This window comes from Kitasatospora sp. NBC_01246, assembly GCF_036226505.1.
Taxonomy (GTDB): domain Bacteria; phylum Actinomycetota; class Actinomycetes; order Streptomycetales; family Streptomycetaceae; genus Kitasatospora.
Genome location: NZ_CP108484.1, coordinates 6,987,449 through 7,005,050, shown reverse-complemented (window position 1 = coordinate 7,005,050; position 17,602 = coordinate 6,987,449). Strand labels below are relative to the sequence as shown.

The window sequence follows — 17,602 nt, the reverse complement described above, 5'->3', positions numbered from 1 at the left end:
CGGGCCGTCTCCAATCCCCGCCCGGAGCCCTCGTCGGCACCGGCCGTCCGCCCCACCGCCATCGGCCGGCTCACCCGGCCCGGTAGTGGTCGACCACCGAGACGAACCGGCCCACCAGCCGTTTCGTCCCGGGCATGCCCGGCCCGGCCAGGAGGTCGCTCAGACCCACGTCGCACCGGACCGTCACCTCGACCGTCGCCAGCGTCACCCCGTGGCTGGTCAGCTCGCCGTGCTTGACCGCGGTGTCGCTGTCCCGGCAGCTGACGCCCTGCTGCCGCAGGGTCTCGGCGGCGGTCTTCCGGACCAGTTCGTCCATTCCGTCCACGCTGCGTGCCAGCGAGGCCGTCCGGGCCGCCGAGCGGGCGGCCGCCTCCACCGTGCCGGCCGCGGTCTGCACCCGCCCGGCGGCGATGGCGACCAGCACCAGCGCGACGACGCCGGGGGCGACGATCGCGGCCTCGATCGCCACCCCGCCGCGGTCCCGCCCGCGCGCCGACCGGGCCGGGCGCAGGCTCACGAGCCCGTGCCCCCACCGGACGGGCCACGGGGGTCGGACCGGGCGCGGGGCCCGCCTCACGGCGCGGCCGCCGGCGGGACGAAGCGCTCGCGCGGCGCCTCGGCGTGCTGCGTGATGGTCGGCGGGGTGATGCCGGGGATCAGGACCGGTGGCGTGAGCTCCACCGTGACCCTGATCAGCTCCGGCGTACTCCCGTCGGTCCGCACCCGGTAGCCGGGGCCGTCCTGCCGTCGCAGGAAGTCCTCGGCCTGCCGCCTGGCCGCGGCGTCCTTCACCTCGTCGCTCCGGTTCCCCTGTACGCGGCCGGCGTCCACGCCCTCCCGGGCGGCGGTGAGCGCGAGTTGGCGGTTGTACCACCAGATCGAGCCCTGGACGACGAGCAGCACGAGCAGCAGGACGACCGGGAAGACGATGGCCAGGCTCAGGCTTATCGCTCCGCGGTCGCGACGGCGACGGGGTCGGTGCCTCACGGGGTGGCCGCACCGCCCCCGCCGGGCAGGTTCGGGTCCTGCTCGACCTTCTTCACGACCTTGTCCTTCAACGCGTACAGCGCCACCGCGACCGCTCCGGCGACGAACACCAGCGCGATGATGGCGAGCGCGAGTTCGATGCTGATCGCGCCGCGGTCGCCGCGCGCCCGGGCGGCCTTCAGCCGGCCGACCCGGAACTGGAAGAGCAGCAGGGCGAACTGCACGGGCAGCAGGGTGGGCCGGATCAGTCGGCCTGCCAGGGATTTGAGCTGGTCGGACATCGGAGGACTCCCGGGGGTTGGGTGTGGTGACAGGCGCTCACCGGCACCAGGACGGTGTCAGGCGAGCATCTGGTGGAGCGCGGGGAAGACGATCAGGGCGGTCATCAGCAGGGTCAGCGCCGCCCCGGGCGCGACCATCCGTTCACTGTCGGCGTTGGCCCGCGCGAGGTCCTCGGCGAGCAACTCGCCCCGCAGGCCCTTGGCCCGGGCACGCAGGGTGTCGTACACGGCGGCGCCGTCGGTACCGGAGAGCCGCATGATGTCGGCGACGTCCTGCAACGGCGTCAGCCCGAGTTCGGCGGCGAGCGCGTCCAGCCCCGCCCAGGGCGGCAGCCGGTCGGTCGCGGCGCGGTCCAGGGCGTCCCGGATCCGGCGGAAGACGGGGCCGCGGCCGACCGCGGCGGCCCGGCGCAGCGCCTCGGCGGGCCCGAGGTCGGCGGCCCGCTCCAGCGCGACCAGCTCCAGGTAGGCGGCGATGCCGTGCAGGTACTCCGTCCGCGCCTCCTTGGCCTCGCCGCGCACGATGGCGTCCGGGACGAACCAGAGCAGCCCGCCGAGCAACGGCCCGACCAGCAGCGGCAGCGCGAACGGCAGGCCCATGTCCAGCAGCACCGCCATCGCCGACAGGTAGGCCGGCAGCACGAGGCCGATCACGGCGAACAGCAGCTTGTGCGCCATGAACCGGGCCGGGGCCCGGCCGATCAGCGACAGCTCGCGCTGCGGGACGCGCACCCCGCGCAGCCCGATCGAGCGCTCGCCGATCCGGTCGAACCAGCGCGGCCGCTCGTCCGGGTCCGGCGCCCGGTCGGCGGGCGTGCGGTGCAGCCGGTCCAGGGCCTGGCTCAGGTCGGGCGGCGCGGGCCGGAGTTCGGAGATCAGCAGGGCGACGCCGCCGGCCGCGACCGCGCCGGCCAGCACGGACCAGGGGGAGATCACCGGACCTCCCCGAGGAGTCGCCGGTCGTCCCCGGTCTCCTGCGGCTCGCCCTCGGCCGGCGCCTCGGCGGCGCGCCGCCGGCCCCCGCCGCGGCCGCGCCGTTCGGGCTCCAGCAGACGCGGCACCGGCGGGTGCGCGGCGAGCGCGCGCATCCAGGCGATGATCGCCACGAAGAGCGCGGCGACCACCGCGAGCACGATCTGGCCCAGCGCGGTGCTGTAGGGCCGGGTGTAGTCGGTGTTGAACGATCCGATCACGACGACCAGCACGATGATCCCGACCAGCCAGCGGATGGTGGTGCGGTGCTTGGCCCGGTCGGCCTCGATCGTGCGGCGCTGACGGACCTCCTCGCGGACCGACTCGGCCATGTCCGAGAGCGCCCGGGCCAGGCCGGGGCCGCTGTCCCCGGCGCGCAGCAGCAGGGCGGCGAGCACCTTGTCGGCGGTGGCGTCGGCGAGGCTGTCGGCGAAGGCGCGCAGCGCCTCCTCCGGCCGCCAGCGGGCCTGCAGCCGGGCGGCCAGCTCGCCGACCTCCTGCTCCAGGGCGGCGGGCGCGGTGCGGCGGCTGGTGACGATGGCCTGGTTGAGGCCGACGCCGAGCAGCAGCACGTCGGCGATGCGCTGGGTCCACTCGGAGAGCGCCTCCAGCCGTTCGATGCGGTGGGTGTCCGAGCGGGTGGTGTCGAAGAGCCAGGGCAGGCCGAACACAGCCAGCGGCACCAGCAGCGCGGTGAGCGGGATGCCGGTGAAGAGCCAGCCCAGCGGCGCGGCGACGAGCGCGACCGGCAGCTGGATCCGGCGCAGCCGCGCCGTCCGGGCGGAGGCGGTGCCGGGCGCGCCGTACCAGAGGACGTGGCCCCGGGAGGCCAGCGGGCTCCGGCCGTCCTCGTCCGGGTCGCCGGTCTCCTCGCTGCCGAGCGCCCAGAACACCAGGGTCACCAGGCCGGCCGTGACCAGCAGGCCGCAGAGGACGAAGAGCAGGGTCATCGCGCCCCACCGCCGATCCGCAGTTGCAGCGGCTGGCCCCAGCTCCCGTAACGGGAGCCGAGCAGCGCGGCGTCGAAACCGGCCCGGCGCAGGTCGTCCAGGCAGTTCGGCGGGGTGTGCGGGACGGCGCGGGGCTCACCGAGCTCGGGGCGCGGGCCGAACACGGTGTTCAGCGCGGGCCGGCCGCTCTCGCCGAGGCCGGCCACCTCCAGGACGTGCGAGACGAAGCGGTGGCGGCGGCCGCCGACGGCCGTCTCGTCGACCATCGCGACGTGCACGATGAGGTCCACCGCGTTGGCGGTGAGCCGGTAGGCGAGCGTGTCGGTCATGTGCGAGCCGTACTCCAGGCAGAGTTCGGCGATGCGGTCGACCACCATGTGCGGGCCGCGGGCGTGCAGGGTGCACATCGAGCCGCCCTCGCCGTTGGTCATGACGCGCAGCATCGGGACGACCTCGCCGGAGCGGACCTCGCCGACGATGATCCGGGAGAGCGTCATCCGCAGCGCGGCGGGGATGAGGTCGCCGATGCTCAACTCGCCCGCCAGCCGGCCCTCGACGCGCTCGCCGTTGCCCTCCCGGGCCTCCATCGGGACGACCTGGCGCAGGTGGCCGAGGGTGTGCAGCCAGAGCTCGAACTCCGACTCCAGGGTGCCGATCCGCTCGTCGGGCGGGATCTCGGCGGCCATCGCGCGCAGCAGGCTGGTCTTGCCGACGCCCTGGGTGCCGGTGATCATCACGTTCTTCCGGGCCCGGATCGCCGCGGCCAGGAAGGCGGCCAGGGTGGTGTCCAGGGTGCCGAGTTGGACCATCTCGGACAGCGTCGCCGAGGCCACCCGGTGGCGGCGGATCGCCACGTACGGGCGCGGGGTCACCTCGGTGAGCGCCTGGAGGCGCATCCCGCCCTCCAGCCGGAGCGCGAGGGTCGGGCTGGAGGTGGAGAGGCTGCGCTCGCCGCCGCCGTGCTGGCGGGCGAGGTCCTGGAGCAGTTCGATCAGCTCGGCGTCGCTGTCGGCCACCGGCGGCACCTGGCGCAGGGGTTGGTGGACCCGGGAGACCCAGACGTCGTCGCAGCCGTTGATCAGGATGTTCTCGATGTCCGGGTCGTCGAGGTAGGGCTGGAGCCGCCCGGCCCGGAACAGCAGGTCGAAGACGGCTTCGGCGAGCGAGCGGTCCTGCTCGCGGGTCGGCGGGATGCCGTGGGTCTGCGCGTAGGCGTCGGACCAGCGGGCGACCGCCTCCTCGATCAGGGCCCGCCCGCGCTGGCGGCGGGTGGCGCGGTCCGGCTCGACGCCGGAGGTCGCGGTCAACCGGGCGATCTGCTGGTGCAGTTCGGCCGCCACCTGGCGCTTCAGCTCGCGCGCCACCTGCGGGTCGACGGCCGACCGGGTGCCGGCGCCGCGCAGGTCGAGCGCGGGCAGCGGGGCGGGCACGGCGGTCGGGGTCGCACCGGCCTGATACCCGTCCGGGTACGGCGCGGCGGCCGGCCCGACCGGGCCGGGGGTGACGTGGCCGGGCCGGGGCGCCGACGGGGGCTCCGGCTGGGGAGCCGTCCAGGGCAGTGCGGCCGGGTCGGCCGCCGGACGCTGGTGCAGGGGGCTACCGCGCACGGAGCACCTCCCCGTAGCTGACGTGGGACTCCGGACCGGCGGACGGGTGCTGCGGCCCCTGGGCCAACGGCGGCTGGGGCTGCGGTGGTTGGGGCTGCGACTGCGGTTGAGGCTGTGGCTGTGGCTGCTGCGACGACTGGGGCCCGTACGAGGCCTGCCCGTACGGCTGCTGCCCGTACGGCTCGGCCGCGCCGAACTGCGGCTGCCCGTGGGGCGCCTGGCCGTACTGCTCCGCCCCGCCGTACTGCTGCTGGCCGTACTGCTGCTGGCCGTACTGCTCCGCCCCGCCGTGGGCCCCCGGGGCGTCGGACCGCGGCGACGGCCCCTGCCGCGGCGGCTGGACGTGCGCCGGGAACGGCGCGGGCGCGGCCGGCTGCGGCGCCAGCCCGGCGAGCGGGGCCACCGGCCCGGTGGTGATGACCGGAGCCTGCGGCACCGGCCCGTACGACTGGGGCGCCGACGGGTACCCGGGGGCCGCGCCCTCCCCGTCCGGCACGGGCGCCGGACCGACCTGGGCGGGCGCCGCCGAGGGCGCCAGCCGCTGCCTGCGGCGGCGCACCAGTCGCTGCACTTCGTCGGCCGCCGACCGGGCGGTCCGCATCAGCTCCGAGCGGATGAACCGCCGGTCGGTGATGTCCCCGCCGTCCGAGAGCACCCGCGCGGTGCGGGCCGCGTACGGCAGCAGTCCGAGCACCGGAAGGCCGTACTCGCGCGAGACCTCCGCGCCGGAGTAGGGGCCCTCGGTGACCAGCAGCAGCCCGAGCGCGTCGGCCCCGGTGCCGGCGGCCGTGAGGTCCTCGGCGAGCGCGGACAGCCGTGGCCGGGCCGCGCTGAGCCCGCGCAGGGTGGTCCGCACGGTCACCGCGACCACGTCCGCCCGGCGGGCCAGCACGGCGCTGGTCCCGGTGGCGCCGGAGCGCCCGAGGTCCAGGATGACGTCGTAGCCCTGCGGTTCCAGCCCGTGCAGCACCTCCATCAGCGGCTCCCAGGTGTAGGCGAGCCCGGGTGCCTGGGTCGGGTCGGTCAGGCCGGGCAGCAGCAGCCGTTCGGCGTTGCCCTCGGGCGAGAGGTCGATCAGCTGCTCCCAGAGCGTCTGGGCGAGCAGGCCGCGCCGGTCCGCGACCGCCAGGTTGCGCAGCCCGTAGACCGCCTCGACCCGGCCCTCCAGGGCGCCGGCCAGCACGGCTCCGCCGTCCGGGTCGCACTCCACCAGGACGATCCGGCGCCCCGGCGGAAGCGGCCAGGCCAGCAGCAGCGCCAGGGCCGTCGTGGTCGCGCCCGGAGCTCCCGGGCCGCCCACCACCGCGATCACCGCCATCTCAGCCCCCACCCGCCCCGGAGGGCGTCGCGGAGCCGGACGGCGCGGCGGAGGCCGTCGGCGCGCCCGTGCCCGAAGGCGCCCCCGAGGGCGCCCCGGACGGCGCGGCCGCGCCGCGCGGCGCCAGCACCACCTGGATCCGCCCGCTGGCGACCCAGGAGGCCAGCCGGGGCGCGTCGGCCGCCGCCACCGCCACGTCCACCACCTGGCTGCCGTCGGTGTCCACCCGGCCGACCGTGACGACGAGCGCGGACAGCGAGTCCGGCCGGCCGCTGTCGGGCGTGTAGACGACGACGACCGACACGCCGGGGGTCAGCCGGGCCGCCGGCAGCTGGGTGCGCTTGGCCGACACGCCGACCAGCAGCTGGCCCGGCTGGACGGTCAGGGCCTGCGCGAGGTCCGCCGTCAGCAGCAACGCGCCGCGCCTGAGGTCGGTGCTGGCCCGCATCCCGACCGCCTTGCCGCGTTCCGCGGCCGCCAGCGGTTTCAGCGCCGGATCGGTCGCGATCCGCGCGACCACCAGGTCCGCGTCGGTCACCACCTGTCCGAACGGCACGTCACGGGCCAGTGCCAGGACGGCGACCCGCTGGCCGGTGCTGTTGTAGAGCACCGCGCCGCCCAGCCCGCCGGCGGCTATCAGCGCCACCGCCATCGCCAGCACGGCCGGGCGCCGGCGTCGTGCCCGCAGGTTCCGCCCGGGGGCGTGCGGCGCCCCGCGCCCCTGCTCCGGCACCGCCACGGACACCGCCGCGGCCCCGGCCGTACTGGCCCCGGGCGTCGCAAATGTACGGTTCTCCACCGGGTTCCGGCCTTCCCACGTCGTTCGGACATTGCTGCGTGCGCGCCGGTGCGGCGGGGGTCGCCCCCGCCGCACCCGCGTCAGTTGAGGACCTGCACCTCGCCCACCCGCAGCTCCAGCGGAGCGAAGGTGAGCGGGACCTTGATCGGATCGACCTTCTGGGTGCTGCCGGTGACGGTCACCACGCCGACCCAGTTGGCCTGGATGCTCCCGACGAAGGTGCCGCGCGGCTTGCCGCCCGAGCCGGTGGTGAACTCGTGGCCGCAGGTGGGCGACTTGGCGGCGCCGTACTTGGCCTCGTAGGGCGTGCCGGCCGCGGCGCCCGGCTTGTCACAGGTCTCCTTCCGGCCGTCCCCGAGGTCCCAGACCACCGAGTCCAGCCGCGGGGTGACGGTGACCGTGATCCCGCCGCCGCTCACCGACTTGGCCGCCGGCGCCTTGGCGTTCTCCAGCCAGAGCCAGACCGGCACCCCGACCACGGCCGTGTCCTTGGGCGCCACGCCCGGCTCGGGGAACGGCAGGACGATGGTGTCCATGATCCTGCGCGCCTCCGCCACCGGATTGAGCGGCGGCGGCCCGGCGGGCGCCTGGGCGAAGAACCTGGGCGCGGGCGCGCCGATGCCGCCGTCGGTGAAGCGGCAGGTCACCGCGTAGACCGTGCCCTCGGAGGGCTGGTGCCCCTCCCAGGCCTCGGAGCCGGCCGGCGGCTGCGGGGAGACCTCGCGGTAGTAGCAGCCGGTCGAGCCGCTGAACCAGCCCAGCTCCGGGTCGTGGCAGGGCCAGTCCTGGCCGTTCCAGCGGCAGATCTGCGGGCCGCCGGTGCTCCCGCCGCCCGTCCCGCCGCCGCCCGGGGAGGGCGTGCCGCCGGGGATGGTGCCGCCCTCGCAGATGACGTTGACGGCGCAGTGCGTGACGTCCCCGCCGATCGGTGGTTCGTCCGCCATCGCAGGCGCGGCCGGGGATAACAGCAATCCCGCGACCAACAGCGTGCGGATCACGAATCGCCGTACCGGTTTCAGCATGTTCGGTCCACCTCCCGCTTGAACTCGTAGATCAGCCAGCGCGTCTGGAACTGTCGCAGGGAAACGGTCGCGATGTACCGGGTGAGCCGCCGCGGTGGATCCTTTACCGCGCGGGTGGTCGCATCGGCCTGGTGCCAGTCGGTCACATCGAGGCAGTCCTCGATGACGGCGGCCTGCGGGTCCGCCTTCAGATCGACGCTCTTCACCACGGGTGAATTCCGCGGGGCGCCGATCATCACCAGTTTGGCGTCATGGAGCTGACGGAGATTGACGAGGGCGTCGGCCAGTGCCTTCCCGGACGAGTACGTCTCCAACTGGGAGCCGTCCGAATCGGCCCGGGCGAAGTCCGCCGCCTGGGTCTGCCACCAGTCCTGATAGGTGCTCAGCGCCAGGCGCCCCGCCGCGCCTTCGGGCCCTTCGGTCGGCGCGATCCCGACGTTTGCCGAACCACCCGAAGGAGTTACCGGGTTCACTCCCGCAACACTGGGCGCAGCCGTCCCGAGACGATCGACGGAACCGGCGCCACCACCACTCCCACAGGCGGTCAGAAGCATCGCCAAAACCAGCCCAGCGACCCCAACCGCCCCAGGGCGCAATACATTTCCGCGCCGCCGCATCGCCCCACCTCGTCGCGACCGACCCCGTCCGTGGTCTGTGGTCGCCAGAAGAATTCCGCTGCCCCGCCGGTGTTGCCGCGAGAGCATCGATTCTTCGCCAAGCCACCCCTTCACGGCAACACCCCGGGCCACCTGACCTTACGTGGAAGGTGGATCCGTCGGGGCACTTTCACGCCACAGGACGGCCAACAGTTCTTCGGAAAGCGACAATCCGGCCAATGCGCCCCGCACCGCGGCCCGATTGCGCATCAGGAGGCGCCCGCCCGGCGGCGGTACGAGCAGGCGCGCGCCCGGCGCACCGGCCGGATCACCGCCGTCGAGCAGACCGGCGACGGCCGGCTGGAGGTCGAGCGGGGCGACGGCGGCCGGTGCGCCGGGGAGCCCCTGCCGGAGCACCCCGGTCAGGGCCCGGCTGAACGACCCCTCGCCGCCCGGCAGTACGGCGTCCCGCCCGCGTCTGCCGGGGGTGTAGCGGCCGATCCGGCCCCAGAGCGGAACCCGCGAGTAGCTGAGCAGCTCGCCGACGCCGTCCTCGCCGCCACCGCGTTCGAGGGCCGACCAGGTGTCCCGGTCCACGACGGCGTCGACCAGCAGCAGCGCCTCCTCCTGGTCGCCGTGGACCATCGCGCTGACCACCCAGTCCCAGGCGAGCCCGCGCCGGTACGCGTTGTCGGCGGTGCTGCCGCCGGTGACCAGGGCCAGCCGCCGCCCACGCGGATCCGCCACCAACTGGCCGACCAGGCAGACCAGCAGCCACCGGCCCGGCCGCGCGGCCGCCTCCCGCACCGTCGTGAGCATGGTGTTGGCGTCCGCGCCCGGCTCCACCACGGCCACCCGGCAGCCCGCCGATCCGGCGTCGAAGCACATCCCGGGCAGCACGTCGGCGAGCAGCCGGGCGCCGTCCGCCGCGAGCGCCGAACCGCCGAAGCCGCGGTCCGGCCCGCCGTCCGCCCCGATCACCACAAGGTCGACCCCACTGACCACCCGCACCGCCCCCTCCTCGCCGGCCCCGGCAACCCGGGACCGCCCGCCGCGCCCGTGTACCGCCGCGGCCCCTGTCCTGCCCTGTCCTGCGTGCGCCGCCGGGCCCGCCCGGTCCCGGTCGCCTGGTGCCGCCCGTGCCGGCGGCACGTTCCACCCGCCGCCGGACAAGCTACCGCCCCGGGCCGCGGCGGCGGGGCTCCCGGCCCGGCCGCTCCGGGACCATGGGCCCTATCGGCCGCACACCGGCGGGGGCACGATCGGACCCATGGACCGTGACGACCGGGTGGAGACCCTGTGCGAGGCCGAGTGCCTTCGGCTGCTCAGCACCGTGCCCGTCGGACGCGTGGTGTACACCGAGCACGCGCTGCCGGCCGTGCTGCCGGTCTCCTTCGACGTCACGCCGGACGGGCGGCTGCTGCTGGCGGTGCGCCGGAGCAGCACCACCGCGCGCGGGCTGGACGGCACCGTCGTCGCCTTCCAGGCCGACCGGCTGGACGCGGTCACCCGGACCGGCTGGAGCGTCCTGGTGCACGGCCGGGCGGACGTGGTGCGCGACCCGGAGCTGGTCCGCCGGGCACTGCGCAGCGGGCTGCGCCCCTGGGTCGGCGATCCCGACCCGATGTTCGTCGCGCTGGTGCCCGAGCTCGTGGGCGGCCGCCGACTGCTGCCCGCCGGCCGCACGGTGCAGCGGTCCTAGGGGTGTGCTCGTCCGACCGGCCCCGAAGCTCGCCGGACCGGTGACCGGCCCGCCGTGGACGGCGGAGCGCCCGCCGGGGACGGCCCCCTGACAGGTGACCGGCGAGTAGGCATACTCTCCCGGAGTTCCCCCACCTCCGCCTGCCACCTGGAGCGCACCGTGACGACCTTCGCCTCCCTCGCCGACCTGACCGCCGCCGTCGGCACCGAACTCGGCACCAGCCGGTGGCACACCGTCGAGCAGGAGCGGATCGACCTGTTCGCCCAGGCCACCGGCGACCACCAGTGGATCCACGTCGACCCGGAGCGGGCGAAGGAGAGCCGGTTCGGCTCGACCATCGCGCACGGGTACCTCACGCTCTCGATGATCCCGGTGCTGGCCAAGGAGTGCTACAGCGTGGAGGGCGTCCGGATGGCGCTGAACTACGGCTCCGAGAAGGTGCGCTTCCCGGCTCCGGTGCCGGTCGGCACCGCGCTGCGGGCCACCGCCGAGCTGGTCTCCGCGACCGAGGTGCCCGGCGGCGTCCAGGCGGTCGTCCGGTTCACCATCACCAGCGCGGAGAGCGAGAAGCCGCACTGCGTCGCCGAGACGATCACCCGCTTCTACGCCTGAGCCCGGGGGCCGGGCCGGGCCCTCCCGCGCGTGCCGTTCGGCCCGGCGTACGCCGAACGGCACGCGTGGGGCCGTCCACCGGGTCCGGACCGCCCACTGCGAGTAACCTCCGACGAGATGGTCGTCGTACCGCTTCGGTCTCACCGCCGTGGGTACGCGCCCCGGCATGCCCGGTAGCCGCAGCCGCCCTTGGAGGTGCCGTGCCCCGCCCCGTCCCGTGGTTCTCCCGCGTCGCCGCTCTGGCCTCGCAGTTCTCCGTCCCCTCAGCGACCACGACGGCCCCCGGCCTGGCCGGACTCCCCCGCGCGGCCTGGCAGCGGGTCCGGACGGACGCCTTCGGGGCCGACCCGCGGGGCGAGCGGCTGGCCCGGATCCACCGCTCCCCGCAGTTCGCGGACGGCGCGTTCCGCAACCCGCTGCCGACCCGCCGACTGGTGTACGAGCGCAGCCCGCTGGAGATGACCCGCGCCCAGCTCACCGCTGACAAGACCCGCCGGGTGCCGACCGCCGCCGTGCCGCTGCACCGGCTGCTCCCGGTCGACCTGGCCCGGCCCCCCGCGTCCGGACTGCGGCTCAGCTGGCTCGGCCACGCCACCGTGCTGGCCGAGATCGGCGGCCGCCGGGTGCTCTTCGACCCGGTCTGGGGCGAGCGCTGCTCACCGTTCGGCTGGACCGGTCCCAAGCGGCTGCACCCCGTCCCGCTGCCGCTCGCCGAACTCGGCCCGGTGGACGTCGTGGTGGTCTCCCACGACCACTACGACCACCTGGAGATGGCCGCCGTCCGCGCGCTGTCCGCCACCGGCGCGGTCTTCGCCGTCCCGCTCGGGGTCGGCGCGCACCTGGAGCACTGGGGCGTGCCGGCCGACCGGATCGTCGAGCTGGACTGGTGGGAGTCGGCCGAGGTGGCGGGCCTGACGCTGACCGCCACCCCGGCCCGGCACTACTGCAGCCGCGGCCCGCGCACCAGCGCGCTGTTCCTCTGGGCGTCCTGGGTGGTGTCCGGCGGCGGGCACCGACTCTTCCACAGCGGCGACACCGGCTACTTCCCCGGGTTCGCCGAGATCGGCCGCCGGTTCGGGCCCTTCGACGCGACGATGATGCAGGTCGGCGCGTACAGCGACTTCTGGCCCGAGGTGCACATGACGCCCGAGGAGGGCGTCCGGGCCCATCTCGACCTCGGCGGCGAGCTGCTGCTGCCGATCCACTGGTGCACCTTCAACCTGGCGCCGCACCCCTGGGAGGAGCCCGCCGAACGGGTGGTCGCCGCCGCCCAGGCGCTCGGTGCCCGGCTGGCGGTGCCGCGCCCCGGCAAACCCTTCGAGCCGGCGGACCCGCCCGCCCCGCGGCTCTGGTGGCGGGCGGTCGCGGCGCTGCCCCGCGACGACCGCGAACTGCTCGTCCCGGACGGCCTGGCCGGGGCGGCGGGCCACCCCCCGGTCCGCCCCCAGGGCGCCGCGGAGGACGACGGCGTACCCGTCTGAGCCGCGGCGGCCCGGCGTGCCGTCAGCCCGCCGCGCCGTCAGCCGCCGCCGTCAGCTCGCCGCCGCCTGCTTCGCCCGGCGGCGGATCACCCGCCAGGCACCCTGCTGCACCAGCAGCGTCAGCACCCCCGCCACCACGATGCCCAGCATGTTCACCAGCAGCTGCCAGCTGGAGCCCCAGAACTGGTTCAGGTCGCCGTAGCCGAGCGCGACCGCCGCGTTGGCGGCCGCCGGTACGGTGGTCACCGAGATCGCCACGCCGACCAGCATCCCGGCCTTCGCCGAGGTCAGCGAGAGCAGACCGGCGACCCCCGCGAGCAGGGCGACCACGAAGGAGGTCGCGTCCGGCTGCCAGATGAACGAGGTGTTCGGCCGCGCACCGTCGAAAGCCGCCTGGCTGAACAGCCCGAGGGCGTCCATCAGCAGGGAGAACAGGACGGTCAGCGCCATCGCGACCGCGAAGCCGGCCACCAGCGCGTTCAGCGACCGCAGGGCGGGCCGGGCCCGCCGCTGGACCAGCGCGACGCAGAACCCGGCCAGCGGCCCGAACTCCGGCCCGACGGCCATCGCGCCGACCACCAGGATCGCGCTGTCCAGCACGGCCCCGCACGCGGCCAGCATGGTCGCGACGGTGAGGAAGGCCAGGTAGACGGCGGTGAGGGTGGACTCCTCGTGGGTGATCTCGGAGACCGCCTCCCAGACCAGCGCGTCCGCCCCCTCTCCCGGCGCGAGCCGCTCGGCCTCGTCAGCGGCGGCCGAGAGGGTCAGCGCGACCTCCTCGGCGCTGATCGCCCCGCGCTCGGAGAGCCCGGTCTCCCGCAGCGCCCCGAGCACCTCGTCCGCCGACTCGCGCGCCACGTCGCAGAGCACCACGTCCCCGGCGGGCCGGACGGCGGCGTCCGGCAGGACCACCACGTGGGTCACGCCGACGAAGCCGTCCAGGCTGTCGAGGACGGCTTTCCGCAGGTCGTGGGGGACGATCAGGCGCAGGTGCAGCACGGGGGCTCCGGGCAGTGGTCTCGGCGAGGAACGGACCGGCTCACCCTAGGGCCTGCCGCCCGGGCCCCTGCCGCGCGGGCCCCGGCAGCCCGGGGCGGGCGGCCGGGGCTCCACGGGTCACCCGGGGCGTCACCCCGCCAGGATGTCGCGCAGGGCGCGGGCCTCCTTCACCAGTCGGGCGGTACCGGGCCGGGCCGCCGCCTCCGTCACCTCGGGGATCGGGCCCCGGGCCGAGCTGCGCCGGGCGCAGTCGGCGGCCAGCGCGACCAGCTCACCGGTGCCCCGGCCCGCGGCGCCCGCCAGCACGGCCGGCAGCGCGGGCGCCAGGACCGACCAGACCGTGCCGTACGCGCCGGTGTCGGCGGCCGCGGTCAGCGCCTGGGCCAGCCGGTTGGGCTTCACCGTGCCCTCGGTGACCAGCTCCCCCAGCTCACGGCCGAGCAGCCCGCCGTCGAGGCACCCGCGGGCGGCGAGGACGAGCAGGGCGTCCACCGCGGCCGTGCGGTCCTCGGGGAAGCGGGCGCCCAGCCCGTACGCCAGCGCCAGGTGGAGCGCGAGACCGGCCGGTCCGCCGGCCTCGGCGAGGACGGGCAGCAGCCCGGCGGCGCCGCGCTGCTCCCGGTCGGCGCCGTCGGCGAACCCGTCGAGCCAGCGGGCGGCCAGCTCCTCCCGGTGGTGCGGCAGGACGGCGGCCCAGTGCGCGGTCGGCCGCCAGAGCCACTCGTCCTGGGCCGACGCCCGCACCACGCTGGGCTCGGTGGCCGCCAGCAGCGCCCGGAACTCGGCGCCCAGCCGCTCGCCGGCCGGCCCCCGCGGGCCCGCCCCGACGCCGGGCTGGGCGACGCAGATCCGCTTGACGCCCTCCCACTGGTGCTCCCGCCGGCGCTCCCAGAAGAACGACCGGGCGCCGGCGTCCCGGGCGGGCGGCGCGAACCGCACCCGTTCGGAGGGCTGGCCCGGCAGACCGCCCTCGCGCAGCCAGCGGGCCGTCCAGCGCCCGGCCGGCGAGGTCAGCCGGTCGGCGGCGGCCAGCACGGCCTCGTCCGCGGTCACGGTGAGCCGCAGCAGCGCCGCGTGCAGATCGGCCTCCCCCGGCTCGACCCCGGCCTCCTGGTAGCGGCCCAGCCGGTCGACCAGGGCCCGCGCCGACAGCGCGCCGGTGGTGTCGGTCGGGGTGGCGAGCAGCAGCGGCGGCCGGTCGGCCATGACCCGCTCCGCCGCCTCGGTCAGCCGGACGGCGAACACGTTGCCGTACACCGTGTTGTGCCCGCCGCGCAGCGGCACCGAGTTCTTGTCCCGGAAGACGGCGCCGCGCAGGCGCGGGTCGGCCGCACCGGCGATCACGGCCGCGACGTACAGCACGTCCTCCGGCCCGCAGTCGTGCCAGCGGCCGAACCCGGTCCACGGGTGCACCCTCAGCACCGGCGCCAGCGCCTCGGCGAGCGCCGCGCGGTCCAGGTGCGCGTGCCGGACGAGGCCGTCCAGGGTGCGCTCGAAGTCCGCGACCTCGGGCTGCGCGGCGGCCAGCAGCACGGACAGCTCCTCGGCGACCTCGGCGGCCGTCGCGATCGGCTCGCCCAGCGGCCTCGGCACCGGAGCGGGCGGGAGCAGCTCGCTCCAGCCGGTGTCCGGGTCGTCGCCGCCGACCGGCGCGCCCAACAGCTCGCCCGCGCGGGCGTGGTGGGCCGGGTTCAGCCCCTCGGCGGCGAGGCGCAGGTCGGGCAGCACCGCCTCGCCCGCCGCCCGGAGGTGGCGGGCGACCACGGCGAGGGCCCGCTCCTGGAGGGCGGAGTCGGGGTGGCCGAAGGCCTCGGCGGCCGCCAGCACCACCGGGCCGGCGCGCTCGGGCGAGCGCTTCGCGGCCTTGTCCAGCCAGCCCAGTTGGGCGCGCACCAGCTTCTTCTCGGTCCGGAACAGCACCACCGCCGAGGCCTCCGCCAGCACCTCGGGCTCGACCAGCCCGGCGGCGTCCAGCTCGGACAGCACCTGCTGGGCGTGGCCGGCGATCACCGAGAGCGTGTCCAGCATGGCGACCAGACTCCGGACCTGCTTCGCGTACTCGTCCGGGCTCGGCGCGAGCGCCGCCAGGACGCCCAGGAAGGCCCGCTGGTCACCCGGCTTGCCGCCGCGCACCAGCCGGGCCAGGCAGCGGTCGATCAGCTCGGCGCGGTCCACCCGGCCCTCGGCCGCCAGCGCGGTGAGGGCGGCGGGCCAGGAGTCCCCGGGCCGCTCGGTGCGCCGGTGCTCGAACCGCCAGCCGACGTCGGCGAGCTCGAACACGCGGGGCGCCAGCAGCGGGGTGAAGGCGTCCTCGCGGAGGTGCTCCAGCAGCGTCCGGCTGCGGTCCCGGCGGCCGTCGCCGGCCCCGACCCGGTCGAGCCACTCGCCGGTGAAGGCCTCGGTGGCCGGCACCGGGCAGCCGGTCCGCCGGACGGTCCGCTCGATCAGCGGGTAGAGGTCCCAGCTCCAGCCCGAGCCGCGGCGGGCCGCCAGCCGGTTGACCACCTCGATCTGCCACTCGACCGGCTGGGCCTCGACGACCGTGCCGAGCGCCGGGTGGCGGGCGCAGGAGCGGCCGGCGAAGTCCCGCCCGCCGATCCAGGCGGCGGCGCCGGCCGGCCCGGCGTGGCAGCCTGCGCCGGCCACCAGCACCGCCCCGGCCCGCGCGGTCGCCGCGGTCGACCACTCGCCGCGGAGCTCCTTGCGCAGCTCCTTGAGGGCCGGCAGACAGGCCCGCCGCTCGGCCGGGCCGAGCGCCGCGACCAGCGCCGGCACCTGCGGGGTCCGCCCTTCGCGAACCGCCCGCAGCAACTCCTCGACGCCGCTCACGCGCCCGCCTCCCGCCCGCTCGCGACCCGCTCCCGCACCACGGCGACCGCCAGCGCGTGCTTGCACGGACCGCGCCCGCCCCGGTACTTGGCCCACCAGAGGCAGGTGCAGCTCACCCGGCCCGCCTCGTCCGTGCGCACCCGCTGGTGGTGGTCGTCCACGGTGACCTCGGCGAGCGCGCCGCCCGGCTCCAGCCGTACCGCGCCCGCCGCGACCAGCGCGTGCGCGGCCCGCAGCCGCGGGTTCCGCGCCTCGGCCCGGCCGGCGTCGTACGGCAGCTGGCGGTGGAAGTAGGCGGCCTCGGCGATGTCGTAGCCGATCTGCCCGGCGGTGCCGAGCCTGGTGAGGGCGGCCCGGACCCGGGCCGGGGTGAGCCCGGACTGCTCGGCGAGTTCGGCGACGTCGATCCGCGGCTCCCAGGCCAGCAGCACCGCGACCAGCTCGGCGTCCTGCTCGGCGGCGCCGGTGGCCAGCGCGCCGAGCACGCCGCCCTCCCCGGAGAAGCCGCGTGAGGCGTCCGGCGAGAGGGTGAGGGTGAGGCGCATGCCGGGCAGCACCACCTCCCAGGCGGAGGCCGCCGGGGCGTCGCCCGCGACCGGGCCGTACACCCGCAGGGCCAGCGCGTGCCGCAGCACCCGCTGGAGCGCCACCAGCCGCTCCGGGCCGGGCAGGCAGACCGCGCCGGGGACGGGCCGGGTGGTCGGGCGCAGCGTCCGGCCGGCCGGGACGACCCAGCCGGCGGCGGACCGGGCCCGCCCGCCGCCGCGCGGCAGCGAGCGCAGGAAGCGGACCGCCTCGGCGGCGGGCAGCTCGGCGCGCAGGTCGAAGGCGGCGGCCGTCACCTGGGTCTCGGCGAAGCCGCGCACCCAGCGCTCGGGCAGCGGGACCTTCTTCTCGACGACCGGTCCGTCGAAGGTGGTGACCTCCAGTGCGTCGGGCCCCACCGCGAGGTGCAGCGGCTCGGCCGGACCGATCCGGGTGAGCGCCTCCCGCAGCGGGTTGTTGACGTCGACGTTGGTGGTGCCGTGGCCGATGTCGTCGCCGTCGAGCCCGGCCCGGAGCACGTCGAGTCGGGCGTAGACGCCGCAGCAGCCGGAGAAGGACTCGAAGCGCAGCCGGTCGCCGTTGGCGGTGACCACCGGGTCGAGCGAGGCGCGCAGCAGCGGCTGGTAGTAGCGGGCGGCGGCCACGTCGGCGACCGCGAGCAGCGCGGCGGCGGCCGGGGCCGGGTCGGCCAGGAAGCCCGCGAAGAAGCGCGGGTTGGCGACCGCGCCGAGCGGCGTGGTGCCGCCGGAGGTCTCCAGGGCGAGGCGTGGGCCGTCGGCCCCGTCGAGAACGGCGGACGGGCGCAGATAGGCGTACGCGTGTGCGGCTTGCGTCATGCGGAGCACGCTAGGAGGGGCGACTGACAATCCGTCGGAGAGCGCCCGGGCCGAGGCCGGTACTG

Annotated in this window: 17 protein-coding genes; 3 read left to right on the top strand and 14 right to left on the bottom strand. The window is 76.3% G+C overall.

Going from position 1 to position 17,602, the window contains the following annotated elements; translation table 11 throughout:
* Positions 1 to 70: 70 nt before the first annotated feature.
* The 11 genes from OG618_RS29745 to OG618_RS29695 all read right to left on the bottom strand — a co-directional run bounded on the left by OG618_RS29745 (position 71) and on the right by OG618_RS29695 (position 9,543).
* Complete coding sequence (locus OG618_RS29745; RefSeq protein WP_329490652.1) at positions 71 to 517, bottom strand: TadE/TadG family type IV pilus assembly protein; 447 nt, start codon at positions 515 to 517, stop codon at positions 71 to 73.
* Between the two features lie 56 nt (positions 518 to 573).
* On the bottom strand, positions 574 to 987 hold the full coding sequence (locus OG618_RS29740; RefSeq protein ID WP_329490651.1) for a TadE/TadG family type IV pilus assembly protein: 414 nt from the start codon (positions 985 to 987) through the stop codon (positions 574 to 576).
* Positions 984 to 1,268, bottom strand: a complete 285-nt coding sequence (locus tag OG618_RS29735) for a hypothetical protein (protein ID WP_329490650.1) — start codon at positions 1,266 to 1,268, stop codon at positions 984 to 986. The genes OG618_RS29740 and OG618_RS29735 overlap by 4 nt, the downstream gene beginning before the upstream one ends.
* A 57-nt stretch (positions 1,269 to 1,325) precedes the next feature.
* Complete coding sequence (locus tag OG618_RS29730) at positions 1,326 to 2,204, bottom strand: hypothetical protein (RefSeq protein WP_329490649.1); 879 nt, start codon at positions 2,202 to 2,204, stop codon at positions 1,326 to 1,328.
* The gene (locus OG618_RS29725) at positions 2,201 to 3,190 is read right to left on the bottom strand and encodes a type II secretion system F family protein (RefSeq protein WP_329490648.1); all 990 of its coding nucleotides are present in this window, start codon (positions 3,188 to 3,190) and stop codon (positions 2,201 to 2,203) included. Before OG618_RS29725 ends, OG618_RS29730 begins: the two co-directional genes overlap by 4 nt.
* A complete protein-coding gene (locus OG618_RS29720; RefSeq protein WP_329490647.1) occupies positions 3,187 to 4,797 on the bottom strand; it encodes a CpaF family protein in 1,611 nt (536 codons plus the stop codon). The genes OG618_RS29725 and OG618_RS29720 overlap by 4 nt, the downstream gene beginning before the upstream one ends.
* Positions 4,787 to 6,115, bottom strand: a complete 1,329-nt coding sequence (locus OG618_RS29715) for a hypothetical protein (protein WP_329490646.1) — start codon at positions 6,113 to 6,115, stop codon at positions 4,787 to 4,789. The genes OG618_RS29720 and OG618_RS29715 overlap by 11 nt, the downstream gene beginning before the upstream one ends.
* A gap of 1 nt (position 6,116) precedes the next feature.
* Positions 6,117 to 6,914, bottom strand: a complete 798-nt coding sequence (locus tag OG618_RS29710; RefSeq protein WP_329490645.1) for an SAF domain-containing protein — start codon at positions 6,912 to 6,914, stop codon at positions 6,117 to 6,119.
* An 80-nt stretch (positions 6,915 to 6,994) separates the two neighbouring features.
* On the bottom strand, positions 6,995 to 7,858 hold the full coding sequence (locus OG618_RS29705; RefSeq protein WP_329490644.1) for a hypothetical protein: 864 nt from the start codon (positions 7,856 to 7,858) through the stop codon (positions 6,995 to 6,997).
* 71 nt (positions 7,859 to 7,929) lie between these two features.
* Positions 7,930 to 8,409 carry a hypothetical protein gene (locus tag OG618_RS29700; RefSeq protein WP_329490643.1) on the bottom strand — a complete coding sequence of 160 codons (480 nt, stop codon included), beginning with the start codon at positions 8,407 to 8,409 and terminating at the stop codon, positions 7,930 to 7,932.
* A 282-nt stretch (positions 8,410 to 8,691) separates the two neighbouring features.
* Positions 8,692 to 9,543, bottom strand: coding sequence for a hypothetical protein (locus tag OG618_RS29695; protein ID WP_329490642.1), 852 nt, complete (start codon positions 9,541 to 9,543; stop codon positions 8,692 to 8,694).
* Positions 9,544 to 9,802: 259 nt separating this feature from the next.
* On the opposite strand from OG618_RS29695, the gene OG618_RS29690 reads away from it, so the two are divergent.
* The 3 genes from OG618_RS29690 to OG618_RS29680 all read left to right on the top strand — a co-directional run bounded on the left by OG618_RS29690 (position 9,803) and on the right by OG618_RS29680 (position 12,327).
* Positions 9,803 to 10,234, top strand: a complete 432-nt coding sequence (locus OG618_RS29690; RefSeq protein ID WP_329490641.1) for a pyridoxamine 5'-phosphate oxidase family protein — start codon at positions 9,803 to 9,805, stop codon at positions 10,232 to 10,234.
* 159 nt (positions 10,235 to 10,393) lie between these two features.
* Complete coding sequence (locus OG618_RS29685; RefSeq protein ID WP_329490640.1) at positions 10,394 to 10,846, top strand: MaoC family dehydratase; 453 nt, start codon at positions 10,394 to 10,396, stop codon at positions 10,844 to 10,846.
* 287 nt (positions 10,847 to 11,133) lie between these two features.
* On the top strand, positions 11,134 to 12,327 hold the full coding sequence (locus OG618_RS29680; RefSeq protein WP_329492340.1) for an MBL fold metallo-hydrolase: 1,194 nt from the start codon (positions 11,134 to 11,136) through the stop codon (positions 12,325 to 12,327).
* A 51-nt stretch (positions 12,328 to 12,378) separates the two neighbouring features.
* Here the strand turns inward: OG618_RS29680 and OG618_RS29675 are convergent, their stop codons facing one another.
* The 3 genes from OG618_RS29675 to OG618_RS29665 all read right to left on the bottom strand — a co-directional run bounded on the left by OG618_RS29675 (position 12,379) and on the right by OG618_RS29665 (position 17,537).
* On the bottom strand, positions 12,379 to 13,326 hold the full coding sequence (locus OG618_RS29675; protein WP_329490639.1) for a DUF389 domain-containing protein: 948 nt from the start codon (positions 13,324 to 13,326) through the stop codon (positions 12,379 to 12,381).
* A gap of 129 nt (positions 13,327 to 13,455) precedes the next feature.
* A complete protein-coding gene (locus OG618_RS29670; protein WP_329490638.1) occupies positions 13,456 to 16,155 on the bottom strand; it encodes a DUF7824 domain-containing protein in 2,700 nt (899 codons plus the stop codon).
* The gene (locus tag OG618_RS29665; RefSeq protein ID WP_329490637.1) at positions 16,152 to 17,537 is read right to left on the bottom strand and encodes an SWIM zinc finger family protein; all 1,386 of its coding nucleotides are present in this window, start codon (positions 17,535 to 17,537) and stop codon (positions 16,152 to 16,154) included. The genes OG618_RS29670 and OG618_RS29665 overlap by 4 nt, the downstream gene beginning before the upstream one ends.
* Between the last annotated feature and the right edge of the window lie 65 nt (positions 17,538 to 17,602).

What these genes read in the sequence shown, in the direction of transcription:
- OG618_RS29665 (WP_329490637.1), bottom strand. Translation starts at nt 17,537, where the DNA reads ATGACGCAAGCCGCACACGCGTACGCCTATCTGCGCCCGTCCGCCGTT.
- OG618_RS29705 (WP_329490644.1), bottom strand. Translation starts at nt 7,858, where the DNA reads ATGGCGGACGAACCACCGATCGGCGGGGACGTCACGCACTGCGCCGTC.
- OG618_RS29690 (WP_329490641.1), top strand. Translation starts at nt 9,803, where the DNA reads ATGGACCGTGACGACCGGGTGGAGACCCTGTGCGAGGCCGAGTGCCTT.
- OG618_RS29725 (WP_329490648.1), bottom strand. Translation starts at nt 3,190, where the DNA reads ATGACCCTGCTCTTCGTCCTCTGCGGCCTGCTGGTCACGGCCGGCCTG.
- OG618_RS29735 (WP_329490650.1), bottom strand. Translation starts at nt 1,268, where the DNA reads ATGTCCGACCAGCTCAAATCCCTGGCAGGCCGACTGATCCGGCCCACC.
- OG618_RS29715 (WP_329490646.1), bottom strand. Translation starts at nt 6,115, where the DNA reads ATGGCGGTGATCGCGGTGGTGGGCGGCCCGGGAGCTCCGGGCGCGACC.